The sequence below is a fragment of the uncultured Ruegeria sp. genome, from assembly GCF_947497005.1.
In the GTDB taxonomy this organism is placed as follows: Bacteria; Pseudomonadota; Alphaproteobacteria; order Rhodobacterales; family Rhodobacteraceae; genus Ruegeria.
Window position 1 is genome coordinate 18529 of record NZ_CANMFF010000005.1, and the last position, 13744, is coordinate 32272.

The following is a 13744-nucleotide window of genomic DNA, read 5'->3' on the forward strand; positions in this document are numbered from 1 at the left end:
GGTTACGCCGCCAGCCCTTTTGAGCCGATATCCAGAAATTTTTGTCGGCGGTCCTGAATCAGGGCCGCCGCATCTTTGCCGTCCAGTTCCGCCAACATGGCGGCAATCGCCGCACGTACTGCCTCAACGGTTGCCGGACGATCGCGATGTGCGCCGCCCTTGGGTTCTGGAATGATCCGGTCGCAAACGCCAAGCTTGTTCAAGTCCTGAGCGGTCAGACGCAGCGCCTCGGCCGCTTCGCGCATTTTCTCGGCATCTTTCCACAGGATTGAGGCACAGCCTTCCGGCGAGATCACCGAATAGACCGAATGTTCCAGCATCGCCACACGGTTCGCGGTTGCAAACGCCACGGCGCCGCCTGAGCCGCCTTCGCCGATGATGACCGAGACCAAAGGTACACCGATTTTCAGGCACATTTCGGTCGACCGGGCAATCGCCTCGGACTGACCGCGTTCCTCGGCACCTTTGCCGGGATAGGCGCCTGCTGTGTCGATCAGGGTGATCACAGGCAGGCCAAACCGCCCGGCCATCTCCATCAGGCGTACCGCTTTACGATAGCCTTCAGGGCGGGCCATGCCGAAATTCCGTTCGATCCGCGACTTCGTATCGCTGCCTTTTTCATGGCCGATCACCATAACAGGTTGATCGTTGAAACGTGCAAGACCGCCAATCACGGCCAGATCGTCGGCAAAATTGCGATCACCTGCCAGCGGAGTGAATTCGGTGAACAGAGCATCCACGTAATTGTTGCAATGCGGGCGTTCCGGGTGACGGGCAACCTGACACTTCCGCCATGGCGTCAGGTCGGCATATAGCTCATCCAGAAGCTTGGCGGCTTTGGCATCCAACGCGGCGGCCTCTTCGGCTACATCCATCTCTTCGTTGGTACGCGCCAGTGCACGCAGCTCTTCAGCTTTGCCTTCAATCTCGGCCAGCGGTTTTTCGAAATCCAGATACTGGGTCATGACGCCTCTCAACGCGGAAGTTCTCTGCTATATGGCCTGACGTTGCTCCGGATGCAACTCAGCAAGATTTGTGGTCTGAGGATGTGCAAACACGGTTGGGCAAAGAGTAGGAAGGACACCAATGGCTGCCAGCTACGAAGACCGCGTGTTGCGCGTTTTGACGTATATCCATGACAACCCTGCCGGGGATCTGTCATTGGATGCGCTGGCTGACGTGGCCGCCATGTCCCGGTTTCACTGGCACCGGGTGTTTCGCGCCTTGACTGGTGAAACCTGTGCCCAAGCGGTTCGGCGCATACGTCTGCACCGCGCGGCTACATGTCTGGTGCGGTCGGATCGGGCTATCCCCGATATTGCTCTGTCTGTCGGTTATCCCAATCCAATCTCTTTTTCGCGGGCCTTTTCCGAGGCCTATGGCAGCAGTCCCGCTGCCTTTCGCAAGGCAGGTCAGTTCCGGCCCGCCCATCCTGAATTCCAAACCGGAGGATATCCGATGCATCCCATTACAACCCGAACAGAACCCGCCCGCCGAGTCGTCGCCCTGCCGCATCAGGGTGCGTATTCAAAGATCGGAAAAAGCTTCGAAGCATTCGGAGCCTTGTGTGAGTCCCGTAAACTGTGGCCGCAAGTCGGGCCGGTTCTGGCTCTGTACTTCGACAGTCCGGATGACGTGCCCGAAGATCAGCTGCGCAGTTTTGCAGGCGCTGAATTCCGGGGCGGTGTCGCTCCTGAGGGCATGGAAGAGTTGTCTATTCCGGGTGGGAAGACTGCCGTGCTGACACATAAAGGGCCATATTCCGGGATCGAGGCTGCCTATCACAGTCTGTTCGGCAACTGGTTGCCCGAATCTGGCGAGGAGCCGGCAGATAAGCCTAGTTACGAGATCTACCTGAACGACCCGCGTGAAACGGCGCCCGAGGATTTGCTGACGGAAATCTGCCTGCCTCTGAAGTAACTCAGCCGGACCAAAGAACAGGATAAAGCGAAGCCACAAGTAGCACCGCCATTGTCCAGTTGAACACAACCAATCGGCGCGGGTTCGTCAGAATCCGCGCCATCTGCTGACCAAGAAAGGTCCATGTGCTGACCGAAGGCAGGTTTACTGCCCCGAAAACCAGCGCCACCAGGGCAATTGCGTACAGGGTCTGATTTGGCGTGTAGGCAGTAACGGCGGTCAGGGCCATGGCCCAGGCTTTGGGGTTCACCCATTGAAAGGCGGCGGCCTGCAAAAAGGTCATGGGGGTCCCTGTGGCTTCTGCGCTTTTGGCAGGCGCTGCATGCGCGATCTTCCATGCCAGATACAGCAGATAGACCACCGACACGACCTTAAGGACGGTATAGCTGACTGGATATCGGTCAAAGACCTGCACCAGCCCCGCACCGACAAGCAACACCATGAAGGTAAAACCAATGCCAATGCCCAACATATGCGGGATTGAACGACGAAAGCCGAAATTCGCGCCTGACGCCATCAACATCAGATTGTTCGGCCCCGGAGTAATGGACGTCACGAAGGCAAAGGTGATCAGGGCAAGCAGGATGTCGTATGTCATGTGGTGAAGTATCGTCCGGGCTTCAGCAAATGAAATTGCTTTTTCGTGCGCGTTTCCGGTATTTCTGCAATCTATGATGAAAGATGATCAAATAAACCGTCAGATATTGCGCGAGCTGACACGAGATGGACGGGTCAGCAACCTGGAGTTGGCCGAACGCATCGGCCTGTCGCCTTCTGCATGCTTGCGCCGTGTTCAAGATCTTGAGAAGGCCGGGGTGATTACAGGCTATCGTGCAGTTTTGGACCCCTTGGCGATGGGTGTCGGCTTTGTTGCCTATATCGGAGTTGGCTTGGGCGAGCATACAAAAGCTGCGCAAGAAGGGTTTGAACGCGCCCTGCAGCAAGCCCCCGAAGTGGTCGAATGCCACAATATCACGGGCACGATCGAATACCTGCTGCGCGTCGAGTGCGCCGACCTGCCAGCATACAAAACGTTCCATACCGAGGTGCTGGGAACGCTGCCGCATGTCACGTCAATCACGTCTTATGTGGTGATGGGCTCGCCCAAAGATTTACGGGCGTGACCTCTGAAATTGTGAAGCCTCACTCTCTTGCAGCGTGAAAAATCACGTTTTAGTGTCATATCGGAGACGTCGATCAGGGGTATCCCCGAGAAATCCGGCGCGCACACAGGGAGAAAACGATGAAATCCATTTATATCGGGGCAGCAGCTCTTGCTGTGGCGGTGATAGCCGGTGGGGCTCTTGCCGCTCCGCTAAAGCTGCAACCTGCCAATCCACAGCCTTCTCCAAAGGCGGGGTTGAATGTCAAATACTTTGGTACAGGCAATCAACACAAGAAGATCCGGGATCTGAGCCAGGCAAAAAGCATGCTGTCTCAGGCGAAGCCCGGAAATCCGCTGCGGGGGTTGGATTATAGGGACACCAGTAAGGGTGACGGTGTCATGACGTTTGACGGCGCTTACAATGTTGCCGCCGAGGTTACGGGGTATATGCGGTTCGACTCGCCAGGGATTTACGAGTTGGAAACGTGGTCGAATGACGGGATTGAGGCGTCGGTAGGCGGCCAACAGATTGGCCGCGTATCTGGTATTCAAGGCTGTGAAGCCAATCAGCGAACCGAAGTCGAAGTGCCCAAGGCTGGCTGGTATCCATTGAAGATCATCTATTTCCAAAAACTAGGAACCTCTTGCCTGATGATGAAGTCAGGAAAGAAGGGTGAACGCTTCACATGGACGCCCAATGAGGTCTTTGGTCGTTGATTTATCTACAAATAAGGGCGCTCGATGGTGCGCCCCTTTTTGTGACTTAACTGCCTGCGGCAATCAGTTCGGCTTGTGCCACAATGACTTCGGCTTGCTTGATTGAGGCGATATCGACCAAACGCCCTTTATAGACGGTCGCGCCTTCACCATTTGCCTTGGCCTGTTCCATCGCAGCTAGGATTTCACGGGCCTCTGACACGGCCTCATCCGACGGGGTAAAGACCTGATTGGCCAGTGCGATCTGCTTGGGATGGATCGCCCATTTGCCGACCATGCCCAATGTGGCGGAGCGTTTGGCCTGAGCGATGTACCCTTCGTCATCGCTGAAATCTCCGAAAGGCCCATCCACAGGCAGCACACCATGGGTGCGGCAGGCGGCAACGATGGCGGCCTGTGCCCAGTGCCACGGATCAGACCAATGTTTCTTGCCGTCGTGCAGCATGTAGTAGTTTTCCTGCGTACCCCCGATGCCCGTGGTCTGCATCCCCATCGAGGCCGCAAAATCTGCTGCTCCAAGGCTCATGGCCTGCAGGCGGGGGGAAGAGGCAGCGATTTCTTCCACATGCGCGATACCGGCAGAAGATTCGATGATGACTTCGAAACTGATTGGTTTGGCACGGCTCTTGGCGCGCTCAACGGCGGTGACCAACGCATCGACCGCATAGACATCCGCCGCGCAACCGACTTTGGGGATCATGATCTGATCCAGACGGTCGCCTGCCTGTTCCATGACATCAACAACATCGCGGTACCAGTAGGGAGTATCCAATCCGTTGATGCGAACGGACATGTACTTGTTACCCCAGTCCACAGTGTTCAATGCTTCGATGACGTTGGCGCGGGCCGCATCCTTGTCCGAAGGTGCAACCGAGTCCTCAAGATCAAGGTTGATCACATCCGCAGCGGATGCTGCCATTTTCGGGAACAGTTTGGTATTCGATCCTGGGCCAAACAGCTGACAGCGATTGGGACGCGCAGGGGCGGCGGGTTGGATGCGGAAGCTCATCTGGACCTCGTGTGCGAAAGGAAATTGCCATTTTCTTGTGTGATTGGGTATTAAATTACCAATCAATCCGCAAGCGTCTTTGTGCGTGTGCGGCAATGCAGTCGCAGCATTATCTGCGGCAGACCGGTTTGACGGTGATTAAAGATTAATCAGTTTAAAAACTTGAGAGAAAATTGCGAGAAAGTGGCAAACTACGCAAAAATTTCCCGTTCAATGCCGCGCAATCGAAGAATAACGCGAGACACTCGCTGACCTTCCTCTCTAGCCTGCGTCGGAATCAAAGGAGTGACCGCAATGATCGAGACACCGTACCTGCTGTTTTTGGGCGATGCGCCCGACCAATTGGCGGCCAAAGTGGCTGTGGGCATCAAGGATTGGCGCCCGGACAACGCCGTAGGCCAATACCGGATGGACGGCTGTAAAGCAGATCTGGGCCTGACGGACATGACCCTGACCGAGGCGAAAGCGGCAGGCGCCAAGACATTGGTGATCGGCGTGGCCAACCGAGGCGGCGTGATCAGCCAGGAATGGAAAAAAGTTCTGGTCATGGCACTGGAGGAAGGGTTTGACCTGGCCTCTGGCCTGCACAACCTGTTGCGCGATGAACCCGATCTGGTGGCCGTGGCCGAAGCAACCGGCCAAAAGCTGCACGATGTGCGTGTACCCGAAGTCGACTATCCGATTGCCAACGGGATCAAGCGCAAGGGCAAGCGTTGTCTGGCTGTAGGCACTGACTGCTCGGTCGGCAAGATGTACACGGCCATGGCGATGGATGCTGAAATGCGCAAGCGTGGCATGAAATCGACCTTCCGGGCGACCGGTCAGACAGGCATCCTGATCACCGGCGATGGCGTGCCGCTTGACGCGGTCATTGCTGACTTCATGGCCGGTTCGATCGAATGGCTGACGCCTGACAATGATGACGACCACTGGGACCTGATCGAAGGGCAGGGCTCGTTGTTCCACGTGTCCTATTCCGGTGTGACTATGGCGCTGATCCATGGCGGCCAGCCGGACGCCCTGATCCTGAGCCACGAACCAACCCGCGAGCACATGCGTGGTCTGCCGACTTACCAGCAGCCGTCTTTGGAAACTCTGCGCGACACCGCGCTGGCGCTGGCCAGGGTGGCGAACCCGGAGTGTCAGGTCGTAGGCGTATCGGTCAACACACAGCACATGTCCGAGGAGGACGCGACAGCCTATCTGACAAAGATCGAAGCCGACATGGGCCTGCCTGCGACCGACCCGTTCCGCTTTGGTTCGGGCAAGCTGGTGGACGCGCTGGCTGCGATGTGATCTGAGACACGTGCCGGTGGCGGGCTCATCCGCCTCCGGCAAGGATATTTGGGAAAAAATGAAGGAGCGTTTGCGTGCAGATAGAGGTCTCTCGTGATGTGTTTCGGCTGGCGCAGGTGTTTACCATCTCACGCGGGTCACGAACCGAAGCGAAGGTATTGACGGTTCGGGTGTCGGACGGAACCCATCAGGGCTGGGGCGAATGTGTTCCCTATGCGCGCTATGACGAAACCCTCGAGTCGGTTGAGGCCGAGATTGCCGGACTGCCTGCGGAGCTCACCCGTCAGTCACTGATGGATCTGTTGCCTGCTGGTGCGGCCCGGAACGCCGTGGATTGCGCCCTATGGGATCTGGAATGCAAACGTACTGGCAAACGCGCCTGGGATCTGGCTGGTCTGCCGGTGCCGGGCCCGGAGATCACCGCTTACACCCTGTCGCTGGACACGCCCGAAGCGATGCAGGCGCAGGCGGCCGAAAACGCGTATCGCCCGCTTCTGAAAATCAAGCTGGGGACTCCTGATGACATGCCCCGGCTTGAGGCTGTGCGCGCTGGTGCGCCGAATTCAAAGATTATTGTAGATGCGAACGAAGGCTGGTCGGCCGCAGTTTACGCCGATCTTGCCCCGCATCTGGTGCGCCTGGGCGTGGCGCTGGTTGAACAGCCATTGCCAGCCGGAAACGACGATGCACTGATTGGAATGGACCGTCCGGTTCCCGTCTGCGCTGACGAATCCTGCCATGACCGTACCAGCCTGCCCAAGCTGAAGGGCAAGTACGATGTCATCAACATCAAGCTCGATAAGACCGGTGGCCTAACCGAGGCGCTGGAACTGCGCAGGGCGGCGATTGCCGAAGGCTACGACATCATGGTCGGTTGCATGGTGGGCAGCTCGCTTGCCATGGCACCTGCGACCTTACTGGCGCAGGGTGCGCTGGTAACGGACCTTGACGGCCCGCTTCTGTTGGCCGAAGACCGCGACACCCCGCTGAATTTTGACGATGCCGGAGTGCACCCGCCCCAAGCGGCGCTCTGGGGCTGAGGAGACAACACATGACCCGAACCGTTTACGTAAATGGCGAATACCTGCCCGAGACCGAGGCCAAGGTGTCCATCTTTGACCGTGGCTTCCTGTTTGCAGACGCGGTTTACGAAGTCACCAGCGTTTTGGATGGCAAGCTGATCGATTTCGAAGGTCACGCGGTGCGCCTGAAGCGGTCTCTGGACGAGCTGGAAATGGCCGAGCCCTGCAACAAGGACGAATTGCTGGAGATTCACCGCAAGCTGGTTGAGCTGAACGGCATCGAAGAAGGTCTGGTCTATCTGCAGGTCTCGCGCGGTAGCGATGGTGATCGGGACTTCGTTTTCCCACCGGCAGATACCCAGCCCAGTCTTGTTCTGTTCACTCAGAACAAGCCAGGATTGGCCGACAGCCCGGCCGCGCAGAAGGGTGCCAAGATCATCTCGATCGATGATATTCGCTGGGGACGCCGCGACATCAAAACCGTACAATTGCTTTACCCGTCGATGGGCAAGATGATGGCCAAGAAAGCAGGCTGCGACGATGCGTGGCTGGTTGAGGACGGTTATGTGACCGAGGGCACCAGCAACAACGCCTATTTCGTCAAGAACGGTAAGATCGTCACCCGCCCGCTGTCCAATGACATCCTGCACGGGATCACCCGCAAGGCCGTGCTGCGCATGGCGGCCGAAGCTCAGATGGAGATCGAAGAGCGTCTGTTTACCATTGACGAAGCCAAAAAGGCGGATGAGGCGTTCACAACCTCGGCCAGTGCCTTTGTCATGCCGGTGGTTGAGATCGACGGGGTCGCGCTGGGCGATGGTACGCCAGGGCCAATTGCCAAACGCCTTCGCGAAATCTATTTGGACGAAAGCCGTAAGGCAGCGATCTAAAGAAAAGGCCCGCCGACTTGGCGGGCTATTTCCGTTTTGGGCTCAGCCCTTTTTCGTTACATTCTCTTCGAAGGCGACTTTGAAAGCTGCCTGTTTCTCGGGGTTGGCCTCGGTCTGATAGTTTGATTTCCACTCGTCCATCGTCATGCCGTAGAAGATCTCGCGGGCTTGGTCTTTGCCCATCTCGATACCCTTTTCATGGGCTGCTTCCTGATACCAGCGCGACAGGCAGTTGCGGCAGAACCCGGCGAGGTTCATCATGTCGATGTTCTGAACATCGGTGCGGTCTTCCATCAGGTGCTGTTGCAACCGGCGAAATGCGGCGGCCTGAAGTTCGATTTCGGTTTGCTTGTCCATGAGGTGGCTCCGGGTGGATTTGTATGCTGTGACTGACCTAACAACCCCGCAGCCCTGTTACAACAATCAGGCTTGCGACCAGACCCCAATCACATCAGTTTCAAAGCCAGCCATGGCACGATGCAAAAGATCAGCGTCAGAATCTTGTAGTTGGCAAGATATCTGAAATAGGCTCGTTTCACATCGGGACGCTCCATCTGAAACATCCTGCTGTGAATGCCCGCGATCCAATCCTGCAAGAGCAGGACCATCAGGGTGGTGAACAGAAGAACCGCGATATTGAGCGCAGCCATCCAGCCAAAAAACGTCGTCAGAAATTCATGTGTCACGATGATCCCCTTTCTTGCAGAATATGGGGATCAGAGGAGGCGCTCACAATGGCGTGAGCTGTGGAAAGCCACTGTCGAACTTGCGGTTAAAGGTCGCTGTTCCCCAATGCATCCCACAGGACAAGGGCCAGGCGTTCGGCCCATTCTTTTTGCCCCGCATGGTTGGCAATCAGATCATTGCGCAGTTCGATCAGGGCGTTGGGACGCCCGAACGCGGTGCAGTGCTTGTCAATCGCATCACCCGGCAACACGCCGGTATAGGGTTCGTTGACTCCAACGCACAGATCATCCTCGGCCTGAAGCCTGTCGACCAGAGGCCGCGCGAACCGCTCGTCCGGGGTGTGCAATACGCCAATATGCCAGGGGCGCGGGTCACGTCCGCGCAACTGGCGGGTGAAGGAATGCATGGAAACGATCACAGCGTGCGGCAACGCGGCCATCTGAGCCAGCGCCTCGTGATAGGGGCGGTAACACATGTTCAGGCGACGCTCGCGTTCAGCTGCGTCCGCATGGCGGTTGCCGGGAATGATCGAGCCGTCATAAAGCTTCATCAACAATGTTGGGTCGTCTTCACCGCGGTTGGGATCGATCACCAAACGCGAGAAATTTGCGGCAATTACTGGCGCGTTCAGGATCTCGCCCAAATGTTTTGACACCTCATAGGCACCGACATCATAGGCGATGTGGCGCTCCATGTCTTCGCGCGGCAGGCCAAGGTCGCCGTCGCTCACTTGTGGGGGGACAGTATTGGTTGCGTGGTCGCATGTAATCAGCCAGCGCGACGGGCGATCCGCACCGTGGACGAAAAACGGGGTGTATGTCATGAGCCTGTCATCTAGTTTGCCGCAGGTGTAGGGCAGTTGCTTTGAAAAGGGAATTGCGCAATAAGCGTCGAAACAATGTTTGCGGTAACATTTTGCGGCAGCCGATCCGTATAAACAGAGAAGACGTGAGGAGAAGAAACCAATGCGACGCCTGAGAAATGTGAAAATCGTGGCGACGCTGGGGCCAGCGTCCAATGACTATGACACCATTCGTGCACTGCACGAGGCCGGCGCGGATGTCTTTCGTCTGAACATGAGCCATGGCAGCCATGATGAGATCCGCGAACGGCACAAGATCATTCGGCAGGTCGAAAAGGATCTGGACAGCCCGATCGCCATTCTGGCTGACCTTCAAGGCCCCAAACTGCGTGTTGGTGTCTTTGCCAGCGAAGCAGAGGAACTGGAAGAAGGGGCGGATTTCCGTCTCGACCTTGACCCCACTGCCGGTGACATCAACCGTGTGTGCTTGCCGCATCCCGAGATTTTTGCAGCCCTTGAGCCGGGCGCGCGCCTGCTGGTGAATGACGGCAAAATCCGCCTGACCGTCAAGGATTGCGGTCAGGATTTCGCAAATTGCACGGTTGAGGTGGGTGGCACGATCTCAAACCGCAAGGGTGTGAACGTTCCTGATGTGGTGCTGCCGCTGGCGGCTTTGTCCGTAAAGGATCGTGACGATCTGGAGTTTGTCTGCCAGCTTGGTGTCGACTGGCTGGCGCTAAGCTTCGTGCAGCGCGCCAAGGACGTGTTCGAAGCCCGCGCGCTGGCCGATGGCCGGGCCGCGATCCTGTCCAAGATCGAAAAGCCCGCTGCGGTCGAGGCGTTCGACGACATCCTTGATGCCTCGGACGGGATCATGGTGGCGCGTGGCGATCTGGGTGTGGAACTGCCGGTGTCGGCCGTGCCTCCGATCCAGAAACGCCTGGTCCGTAAATGCCGTAGCGCCGCCAAGCCGGTCATTGTCGCCACACAGATGCTGGAAAGTATGATCGAAAGCCCGATGCCGACCCGCGCCGAAGTATCGGATGTGGCTACTGCGATCTACGAAGGAACGGATGCCATCATGCTCAGCGCGGAATCGGCGGCTGGCTCTTATCCGATCGAGGCGGTTCAGACCATGAACAAGGTCGCCATCGAGGTCGAGGCGGACCCGACCTATACCCAGATCATTGCGGCATCCCGGACGGCGAAGGGCAGCACTGTGGCCGACGGTATCGTCGCCGCCGCTCGCGAGATTGCCGAAAAGACTGACATCAAGGCGATCTGCTGTTTCACCCAGAGCGGCACAACAGCCTCGCTGACCGCGCGGGAACGTCCCGGAGTGCCAATCATCGCTATGACCTCGCAACGTGGCACGGCGCGCAGGCTCTGCCTGAGCTGGGGGTGCAATTGCGTGATGACGCCGGAATTGCAGCGGTTCAAGGGCGCTGTCGTAAATGCGGCGCGCGCGGCACGAGCCGGCGGTTTTGCCTCCGAAGCGGATCAGATTGTTGTCACCGCCGGTGTACCCTTCAACGTTCCGGGCTCCACCAACATTCTGCGGGTAGCCCCCTGTGACGAACGCCTGATTTACAGCACCGATCCCGAGTAGCCGCAACTGATCCGAGTTTCCGGATTTCCGCTAGCCAACAGGCTCTTTCACGGCCTCCATGACTGTGAAGGAACTGGTTTGGTGAATTCCGGGCAGCTTATTGATTTTTTCGCCCAGTATCATGCGAAAATGCGCGATATCACGTGTTCTGACAGTCAGAAGGTAGTCGAAAGACCCTGCAATCATCAGGCAGCTTTCAATTTCCGGCACGTTGCGCACCGCCTCATTGAATTTTTCCAACGAGTGTTCCGCGGTTGCAGACAGCGACACCTGCACCACGGTCAGCAGGGCCAACCCCATCCTCTCTTTGTCGACAATGGCGCTGTAGCCTTTGATATAGCCGTTCTTTTCTAGCCGCTTAACACGCTCGGAACAGGGCGTATTGGTCAGGTTTACGCGCGCAGCAAGCTCAACTATCGAGAGCCGTCCATTGGCTTCAAGCTCGTAAAGGATGCGTTGATCAATATTGTCTAATTCTCTGCTAATCAGTCATATTCCCTGTATTTTTAGCGTAAAACGACAAATTCCACTAAGTATAGTCCAAAAACATCCCCATTTCCTAGTGAATTTTCCTAATACTTACTGCAGAGCGGTCTTATTTAGAAGTTCCAAGTTCCGGCCGCTCTGCTGGGGGCGTGGGCCCCGGCCTCAACAACAAAAACGGAGGAACGAGATGACAACAAAGATTGTCATAGGACTTGACGGGACAGAGACCGGTGAGCGCGCGATTGCCTTTGCCAAAGACCTGGCAAAGCTGATCGGAACGTGTGAGTTGGTGGTCGCTTACGTGATCGAATGGTCCCCTTACACATTCCAGACACCGGAAGAAAACGCTCAGCGCCACAAGCGCCGTGAAGAAGAGGTTGAACTGGCAACGTCGCGAATCGTGACGCCCGCTGTTGACGCCCTCAAATCGGCTGGTTTCGACGCGCAGGGCATCGTGCGTCATGGCGATGTGGCGGAAACCCTGAATGCCATTACCGTCGAACAAGGCGGCTCTCAGATCGTTGTGGGCCGGTCTTCGGCGGACGGGATCAAGAAGCGCCTGTTTGGCAGTTCAACCCAAAACCTTGTCATGCATGCCGACGTTCCGGTCACGGTCGTGAACTGAGGGGAGAGATGATGATGAATATTCAGTACAAACTGGGTCTGGCTGCGCTCGCCGCACTCTTCACAACTCCTGCCGCCGCTCAGGACGCGGTGGGGCTGGACGACAAGATCAATCAGGCGTTTGCCGACTTTACCGGGCCGTTCGTCAGCTTTATCTTCGCTCCGTTTCCGGGAACCGGGTTCCCTTGGATCGTGGGTTGGCTGGTGGTCGCGGCCACAGTGTTCACACTTTACTTTGCCTTTGTGCAGTTGCGGTTCTTCAGCCACGCGATCAGTCTGGTCAAGGGCGACTATTCTGATCCCAACGATGCGGGTGAAGTCAGTCACTTTCAGGCGCTGGCAACGGCGTTGTCAGGGACTGTTGGACTTGGGAACATCGCAGGCGTTGCGGTGGCCGTCGGGATCGGCGGGCCGGGTGCCACATTCTGGATGATCGTCGCGGGCCTTTTGGGCATGGCGTCGAAATTCACTGAATGTACGCTGGGTGTGAAATACCGAAATGAATACGATGACGGCACCGTGTCGGGTGGCCCGATGTATTACATGTCCAAAGGATTCGACGAACTGGGTCTGCCGGGCGGCAAAATTCTGGCCGTTCTGTTCTCGATCTTCTGTATCCTTGGCGCGCTGGGCGGGGGCAATATGTTCCAGGCCAATCAGGCGCACCAACAGATCGCGGGCATTACCGGAGACTATCCCGGTTGGATCACGGGCCTGGTCTTTGCAGTCATCGTTTTCGCGGTGATCGTGGGCGGCTTGAAATCCATCGCGCGGGTGACCGAAAAGGTCGTTCCCTTCATGGGTGTCATGTATGTGGCTGCTGCACTGGTGATCATCCTCATGAATGCGGATCAGATCGGTTGGGCCTTCGGGCAGATCTTTGCTGGGGCATTTACTGGTCTCGGTGTCGCTGGTGGCATGGTTGGTGCACTGATCCAGGGCTTCCGGCGTGCGGCGTTCTCGAACGAAGCAGGCGTTGGTTCTGCGGCGATTGCGCACTCGGCAGTACGAACCAAAGAGCCGATTACCGAAGGCTTCGTTTCGCTGCTTGAACCGTTCATCGATACGGTCGTGATCTGTACCATGACTGCATTGGTGATCATCATCACCCAGCAGCTGATCGTTGATCCTGAAACCGGCAAATACATGTTGAACGAAGCAGGTAATGCGATTGCCACTGTCGATGGCAACTCAGGCGTCAGCCTGACCTCGGCGGCATTTGGCAGCGCCTTTAGCTGGTTCCCATATGTGCTGGCGATTGCGGTGATCTTGTTTGCCTTCTCGACCATGATCAGCTGGTCTTACTATGGCCTCAAAGCCTGGACCTACCTGTTCGGCGAAGGTCACACCAAGGAGCTGGTGTTCAAGGTCATCTTCTGCATCTTCGTGGTCATCGGTGCCGCGGCCAATCTTGGCCCGGTCATCGACTTCTCGGATGCGGCGATCTTTGCGATGGCGGTTGTGAACGTCTTTGCGCTCTACTTCCTGATGAAAGTGGTGCGTCAGGAACTGGCGTCCTATTCCGAACGTTTGAAAAGCGGTGAAATCCGCAAATTCGAACACTAAATCCAATCACC

The 13744-nt window shown here is 57.0% G+C and carries 16 protein-coding genes and 1 pseudogene; 9 read left to right on the forward strand and 8 right to left on the reverse strand.

Annotated elements, in window-relative coordinates:
- Positions 1–2: 2 nt before the first annotated feature.
- The gene (locus Q0816_RS08350) at positions 3–965 is read right to left on the reverse strand and encodes an acetyl-CoA carboxylase carboxyltransferase subunit alpha (protein ID WP_298849377.1); all 963 of its coding nucleotides are present in this window, start codon (positions 963–965) and stop codon (positions 3–5) included.
- A 121-nt stretch (positions 966–1086) separates the two neighbouring features.
- On the opposite strand from Q0816_RS08350, the gene Q0816_RS08355 reads away from it, so the two are divergent.
- Entirely contained in the window at positions 1087–1920 is an 834-nt protein-coding gene (locus tag Q0816_RS08355; RefSeq protein WP_298849379.1) for a GyrI-like domain-containing protein, read from the forward strand.
- A 1-nt stretch (position 1921) separates the two neighbouring features.
- Here Q0816_RS08355 and Q0816_RS08360 read toward each other — a convergent pair whose 3' ends face one another.
- Positions 1922–2518, reverse strand: a complete 597-nt coding sequence (locus Q0816_RS08360) for a LysE family translocator (RefSeq protein ID WP_298849381.1) — start codon at positions 2516–2518, stop codon at positions 1922–1924.
- Positions 2519–2591: 73 nt separating this feature from the next.
- Between Q0816_RS08360 and Q0816_RS08365 the strand changes: the two genes are divergently transcribed.
- Positions 2592–3044, forward strand: a complete 453-nt coding sequence (locus tag Q0816_RS08365) for an Lrp/AsnC family transcriptional regulator (protein WP_298849383.1) — start codon at positions 2592–2594, stop codon at positions 3042–3044.
- 119 nt (positions 3045–3163) lie between these two features.
- Complete coding sequence (locus tag Q0816_RS08370; protein WP_298849386.1) at positions 3164–3742, forward strand: PA14 domain-containing protein; 579 nt, start codon at positions 3164–3166, stop codon at positions 3740–3742.
- Between the two features lie 46 nt (positions 3743–3788).
- On the opposite strand, the gene Q0816_RS08375 is transcribed toward Q0816_RS08370, so the two are convergent.
- On the reverse strand, positions 3789–4751 hold the full coding sequence (locus Q0816_RS08375) for an L-malyl-CoA/beta-methylmalyl-CoA lyase (RefSeq protein ID WP_298849388.1): 963 nt from the start codon (positions 4749–4751) through the stop codon (positions 3789–3791).
- A gap of 294 nt (positions 4752–5045) precedes the next feature.
- Here Q0816_RS08375 and dgcN point away from each other — a divergent pair, with 294 nt between their 5' ends.
- The 3 genes from dgcN (at position 5046) to Q0816_RS08390 (ending at position 7959) form a co-directional block, all read left to right on the forward strand.
- Positions 5046–6047 (forward strand): N-acetyltransferase DgcN, encoded by a 1002-nt coding sequence (gene dgcN, locus Q0816_RS08380; RefSeq protein ID WP_298849390.1) that lies wholly within the window; start codon positions 5046–5048, stop codon positions 6045–6047.
- 74 nt (positions 6048–6121) lie between these two features.
- Positions 6122–7087 carry an N-acetyl-D-Glu racemase DgcA gene (dgcA, locus tag Q0816_RS08385; protein ID WP_298849392.1) on the forward strand — a complete coding sequence of 322 codons (966 nt, stop codon included), beginning with the start codon at positions 6122–6124 and terminating at the stop codon, positions 7085–7087.
- An 11-nt stretch (positions 7088–7098) separates the two neighbouring features.
- Positions 7099–7959, forward strand: coding sequence for a D-amino-acid transaminase (locus tag Q0816_RS08390; protein ID WP_298849394.1), 861 nt, complete (start codon positions 7099–7101; stop codon positions 7957–7959).
- Between the two features lie 42 nt (positions 7960–8001).
- On the opposite strand, the gene Q0816_RS08395 is transcribed toward Q0816_RS08390, so the two are convergent.
- The 3 genes from Q0816_RS08395 to Q0816_RS08405 form a co-directional block, all read right to left on the reverse strand.
- Positions 8002–8316, reverse strand: a complete 315-nt coding sequence (locus Q0816_RS08395; RefSeq protein ID WP_298849396.1) for a DUF1244 domain-containing protein — start codon at positions 8314–8316, stop codon at positions 8002–8004.
- An 89-nt stretch (positions 8317–8405) separates the two neighbouring features.
- Positions 8406–8645 (reverse strand): DUF6868 family protein, encoded by a 240-nt coding sequence (locus Q0816_RS08400; protein ID WP_298849398.1) that lies wholly within the window; start codon positions 8643–8645, stop codon positions 8406–8408.
- Between the two features lie 86 nt (positions 8646–8731).
- On the reverse strand, positions 8732–9469 hold the full coding sequence (locus tag Q0816_RS08405) for an N-formylglutamate amidohydrolase (protein WP_298849400.1): 738 nt from the start codon (positions 9467–9469) through the stop codon (positions 8732–8734).
- A gap of 142 nt (positions 9470–9611) precedes the next feature.
- On the opposite strand from Q0816_RS08405, the gene pyk reads away from it, so the two are divergent.
- Entirely contained in the window at positions 9612–11057 is a 1446-nt protein-coding gene (gene pyk, locus Q0816_RS08410) for a pyruvate kinase (RefSeq protein ID WP_298849402.1), read from the forward strand.
- A gap of 30 nt (positions 11058–11087) precedes the next feature.
- Here pyk and Q0816_RS26020 read toward each other — a convergent pair whose 3' ends face one another.
- Together Q0816_RS26020 and Q0816_RS26025 are read right to left on the reverse strand one after the other, a co-directional pair.
- Positions 11088–11351, reverse strand: coding sequence for an Lrp/AsnC ligand binding domain-containing protein (locus Q0816_RS26020; RefSeq protein ID WP_367180479.1), 264 nt, complete (start codon positions 11349–11351; stop codon positions 11088–11090).
- Between the two features lie 48 nt (positions 11352–11399).
- Positions 11400–11546: pseudogene (locus tag Q0816_RS26025) on the reverse strand (Lrp/AsnC family transcriptional regulator); the annotation flags it as partial.
- A gap of 184 nt (positions 11547–11730) precedes the next feature.
- Between Q0816_RS26025 and Q0816_RS08420 the strand changes: the two are divergent.
- The gene (locus Q0816_RS08420) at positions 11731–12168 is read left to right on the forward strand and encodes a universal stress protein (protein WP_298849404.1); all 438 of its coding nucleotides are present in this window, start codon (positions 11731–11733) and stop codon (positions 12166–12168) included.
- Between the two features lie 14 nt (positions 12169–12182).
- Positions 12183–13733 carry a sodium:alanine symporter family protein gene (locus tag Q0816_RS08425; RefSeq protein WP_298849901.1) on the forward strand — a complete coding sequence of 517 codons (1551 nt, stop codon included), beginning with the start codon at positions 12183–12185 and terminating at the stop codon, positions 13731–13733.
- Positions 13734–13744 lie beyond the last annotated feature (11 nt).

Excerpts from the sequence above, each read along its gene's own strand:
- Q0816_RS08350 (WP_298849377.1), bottom strand. The coding sequence starts at position 965 with ATGACCCAGTATCTGGATTTCGAAAAACCGCTGGCCGAGATTGAAGGC.
- Q0816_RS08355 (WP_298849379.1), top strand. The coding sequence starts at position 1,087 with ATGGCTGCCAGCTACGAAGACCGCGTGTTGCGCGTTTTGACGTATATC.
- Q0816_RS08360 (WP_298849381.1), bottom strand. The coding sequence starts at position 2,518 with ATGACATACGACATCCTGCTTGCCCTGATCACCTTTGCCTTCGTGACG.
- Q0816_RS08365 (WP_298849383.1), top strand. The coding sequence starts at position 2,592 with ATGATGAAAGATGATCAAATAAACCGTCAGATATTGCGCGAGCTGACA.
- Q0816_RS08370 (WP_298849386.1), top strand. The coding sequence starts at position 3,164 with ATGAAATCCATTTATATCGGGGCAGCAGCTCTTGCTGTGGCGGTGATA.
- Q0816_RS08375 (WP_298849388.1), bottom strand. The coding sequence starts at position 4,751 with ATGAGCTTCCGCATCCAACCCGCCGCCCCTGCGCGTCCCAATCGCTGT.
- dgcN (WP_298849390.1), top strand. The coding sequence starts at position 5,046 with ATGATCGAGACACCGTACCTGCTGTTTTTGGGCGATGCGCCCGACCAA.
- Q0816_RS08390 (WP_298849394.1), top strand. The coding sequence starts at position 7,099 with ATGACCCGAACCGTTTACGTAAATGGCGAATACCTGCCCGAGACCGAG.
- Q0816_RS08395 (WP_298849396.1), bottom strand. The coding sequence starts at position 8,316 with ATGGACAAGCAAACCGAAATCGAACTTCAGGCCGCCGCATTTCGCCGG.
- Q0816_RS08405 (WP_298849400.1), bottom strand. The coding sequence starts at position 9,469 with ATGACATACACCCCGTTTTTCGTCCACGGTGCGGATCGCCCGTCGCGC.
- pyk (WP_298849402.1), top strand. The coding sequence starts at position 9,612 with ATGCGACGCCTGAGAAATGTGAAAATCGTGGCGACGCTGGGGCCAGCG.
- Q0816_RS08420 (WP_298849404.1), top strand. The coding sequence starts at position 11,731 with ATGACAACAAAGATTGTCATAGGACTTGACGGGACAGAGACCGGTGAG.
- Q0816_RS08425 (WP_298849901.1), top strand. The coding sequence starts at position 12,183 with ATGAATATTCAGTACAAACTGGGTCTGGCTGCGCTCGCCGCACTCTTC.